This window comes from Gaoshiqia sediminis, from assembly GCF_025907915.1.
GTDB classification, from domain to species: Bacteria; Bacteroidota; Bacteroidia; order Bacteroidales; family Prolixibacteraceae; genus Gaoshiqia; species Gaoshiqia sediminis.
This window is the reverse complement of sequence record NZ_JAPAAF010000082.1, coordinates 1-3,718: the sequence shown is the minus strand read 5'-3', so window position 1 is coordinate 3,718 and position 3,718 is coordinate 1. Positions and strand designations below refer to the sequence as shown.

General features: G+C 48.8%; 3 protein-coding genes and 1 tRNA gene. 1 reads left to right on the top strand and 3 read right to left on the bottom strand.

Going from position 1 to position 3,718, the window contains the following annotated elements; genetic code table 11:
* Positions 1-1,863, top strand: a 1,863-nt coding sequence (locus N2K84_RS20005; protein ID WP_282593606.1) for a hypothetical protein, incomplete at its 5' end; no start/stop codon positions are given.
* A gap of 3 nt (positions 1,864-1,866) precedes the next feature.
* Here N2K84_RS20005 and N2K84_RS20000 read toward each other — a convergent pair.
* From N2K84_RS20000 to N2K84_RS19990, 3 genes are all read right to left on the bottom strand, one after another.
* The gene (locus N2K84_RS20000; RefSeq protein WP_282593605.1) at positions 1,867-2,997 is read right to left on the bottom strand and encodes a sensor histidine kinase; all 1,131 of its coding nucleotides are present in this window, start codon (positions 2,995-2,997) and stop codon (positions 1,867-1,869) included.
* 57 nt (positions 2,998-3,054) lie between these two features.
* On the bottom strand, positions 3,055-3,369 hold the full coding sequence (trxA, locus tag N2K84_RS19995; protein WP_282593604.1) for a thioredoxin: 315 nt from the start codon (positions 3,367-3,369) through the stop codon (positions 3,055-3,057).
* A 257-nt stretch (positions 3,370-3,626) separates the two neighbouring features.
* A tRNA-Gly gene (locus N2K84_RS19990) sits at positions 3,627-3,699 on the bottom strand.
* Positions 3,700-3,718 lie beyond the last annotated feature (19 nt).

Sequence of the window (3,718 nt, the reverse complement as noted above, 5' to 3'; positions counted from 1 at the left end):
AAACCGAACGAAGCCTACCCAAAACAGCGCGTCGAAGAAATCGACCGTCAGCTGGACCTGCTGGCACAGGCTGAACTGCAACGACGTCAACAAGCGCAGGCCGACTCCTTGGCACAGGCACAGCTCGAAGCCAGTTACCGGCAGGCTATCGCCCAAGCCGACCAGCAGTTTGGCCAGCAGGAATGGCAACCCGCCAAAGCATCCTACCAAACAGCGATCGGGCTGAAACCAAATGAAGCCTACCCAAAACAGCGCGTCGAAGAAATTGACCGCCGACTGGCCCTACTGGCACAGGCTGAACTGGAACGGAAACAGCAAGCGCAAGCCGATTCGCTGGCCCAGGCACAGCTGGATGCCAACTACCGGCAGGCTATCGCCCAGGCTGATCAGCAGTTTGGCCAACAGGAATGGCAACCCGCCAAAGCTTCCTACCAAACGGCGCTCGGGCTGAAACCGAACGAAGCCTACCCCAAACAGCGCATCGAAGAAATTGACCGTCAACTGGCCCTTCTGGCGCGAGCCGAGCGGGAACGAAAACAGCAAGCGCAAGCCGATTCGCTGGCACGGGCACAGCTCGAAGCCAGCTACCGGCAGGCTATCGCCCAGGCTGATCAGCAGTTCGGCCAACAGGAATGGCAACCCGCCAAAGTATCCTACCAATCAGCGCTCGGGCTGAAACCGAACGAAGCCTACCCAAAACAACGCATCGAAGAAATCGACCGTCAGCTGGACCTGCTGGCACAGGCTGAACTGCAACGACGTCAACAAGCGCAGGCCGACTCCCTGGCCAAGGCGCGTCTGGCTGCCTTCAATCAAAAAATGGCAAAAGCCGATGTCCTTACAAACGAACAATTATTTAGCGAAGCCATCGCAACCTACCACGAAGCTATCGTTATCCTACCCGAAAAAACTGCTGAAGTAAACGCGAAAATTACAGAAGTGGAAAACTTGGTGCGTATATTGGAACAACTGGAAGCTAACTACCGGCAGGCTATCACTCAAGGTGACCAGCAATTCGACCGGCAGGAATGGACACAAGCCAAAGGGTCATACCAACAAGCGCTCGGAATTAAGCCGCAGGAAACATACCCGGCCCGGCGAATCAAAGAAATCGACCAAAAGCTACTGACTCTGCAGGAAGAAGCCACACGCATGAGGGCAGCCTCGCAAAGCAGCGACCATTACCAGACGGTCATACTTCAAGCCGATGAAAACTTCGAACGGAAAGATTATGTCGTCGCACGGTTTTACTATTACCAGGCAGCCGGGATACAACCCGAAAATCCCTATCCGAAAGAGAGGATCACTGCAATCAGCAAGCTGATTGACCAATCGCTGACAGCAGAACAGCTGAAAGCCTACAACGATGCCATCACCCGGGCCGATGCTGAATTTGAAAAAAACAACTATACGGTCGCGCGTTTTTATTACAGTCAGGCCCTCTCCGTCAAATCGTGGGAGCAATATCCCAAAGAACAGATCGATGAAATTAGCCGTTTGACCAATTCCTTGTTGTCACAGCGCGAGGAAGAGGAATACCAAAACCTGGTAACAAATGGTGATGAAGCGTTTTACAAAAAGGAAATGGCTGTAGCCCGTTCCTATTTCCAGCGGGCGCTCTCCATCAAAAAAGACGACCAGTATGCCGCCATCAAGCTCAAGGAAATTCAGCAAGCGATGGATCAGGAAAAGAAAATTCAGGAAGACCGGGAATATCAGCTTGCAGTTAGCGAAGCCGACAAAGCTTATGAAAATAGAAACTACAGCGTAGCCCGCTTTTATTACAACAAAGCGCAGACGTTACGCCCGAATGAAAATTATCCGAAAGAACAACTGGATAAAATTCGTCAGGCACTGCAGTAAGGATCAGCTATTTTCAGGCAATTCGATATAGAAGGTAGTACCATTTTCCGTCGTGCTTGTAAACCCGACTTTGCCCTTTAAGTAACGTTCGCCGATCAGTTTCATCGAATACGTGCCCAGTCCACGGTTTTTCCCTTTGGTAGAATAGGATCGCTGAAACAACTGAAGCTGAACGTTTTCTTCGATATAGCTGTTATTATGTACTTCGAAGCGGAGGCTACCGGTATCGTATTTGGCGGTAATCGTGATTTCCTCCCCTCTGTCAATGGCCTCCAGCGCGTTTTTGGCCATGTTGATCAGCACCCGGGTCAGTAACATTTCATCGGTACGAAAACGGGCATTCCCGGTTAAATCCGAAGTATGCACCTTCCGTTCAAAGGCAGCATTGTTGAAGCGGATCTGATCGCATATTTTTTTCAGGAACGGCGCCACCCGCAAGTCTGCCGGATTGACGTCCAATTCGCCACTTTCGGCTTTCAGCATCTGCTGTTGTCCTTTGATTTCGTCAATAATCTGATCGCTCAACGAGTGGGCAATTTCAAGATATTCCGCTTTTTCCTGATCCTCCAACAGCGGATAAAGCTGCAACACCCCGCTCAGGCTCGACGCAATATTGATAATATCGTGGAAAAAGATACGTTCCAGCAATTCCTTGCGCTTCCTCTCGGTTATGTCCACAATCGAAACGATCAGGTAATCCACCTGCGCATATGAAAATGGGGTAGCCGTAATTTCGAGATCAAGCTGTGTGGTATGCGCCCCGTTATGCTTTACGATGCGGCACTCGTTAATCACCTGGCGTTTTTCTTTCCAACTGGTCAAAAAAGCCGTATTGGCGCCACAGAACTGACATTTGTCGGAAGTGCCGCAGCCACCGGTATCATTATCGGCGTTCACGCAATTAAAAATCTCGCCCGGACGGAAACCAAGCACATCACGCTCAAGGTCCAAGCCATACTTTTCAAACAAAATATCATTGGAAAAAACAACCTGGTTTTTGTCGTTCAGGATACAAATGATAGAAGACGTGGCGGACAACAAGTCCTTGACATATTGGATATTTTCGATAGAAGACCGGCTTTCCAGAATTTTGTCAAGCGAATCCCTTTCGGCAGGATGGTTAACGATGCTCATAAAATTACCTTAGCGCGGTAAATATAGAGATGTTTAACGAAAAATCAAACAAACAAATTAACTGTCAGCCAAATATTTCGTAATCACTTCGGCCAATTCAGGAACCTGAACAATTCCTTCGACAGTCCACTTAATATCGCCCGATTTGAACAGTACAAGGGTGGGTATGCTTTTCACCCGGCACTGACTGGCAATCAATGGATTCTGATCAACATTCACTTTTAGTATCCGGATATTTTCTTTGAAGGTACTTTTCACTTCTTTCAGGATAGGCGGAACCTGCCTGCATGGCTGGCACCAATCAGCGTAAAAATCCACCAACACCGGACGGTCCGAGCGGATGATCTGTTTAAAACGCGTATTCGCCCTCATCGCCCATCCTCCCGTGTTAATGTGCTGAATGAATGACGGGTTGAAACGTCGGCACCACCCCTTGTGCTCGCAACCGTGCTACAATTCGGATATTTATATGTCATTTTCGCATTACCCATTCCCCTACTCAAACAGAAGGAGCTAACCAATAGTTCTCAGGTCTTTAATCGATAATTACGATGTGTGATAGATTTTAAAAATATCAAGAAAAGGAAACGTTCAGAAACAACAAAAGCCACCCACTGGTGACTTTCTTGAGCGGGAGACGGGATTCAAACCCGCGACCCTTAGCTTGGAAGGCTAATGCTCTATCAGCTGAGCTACTCCCGCTTTTGATTGATGATTTTTG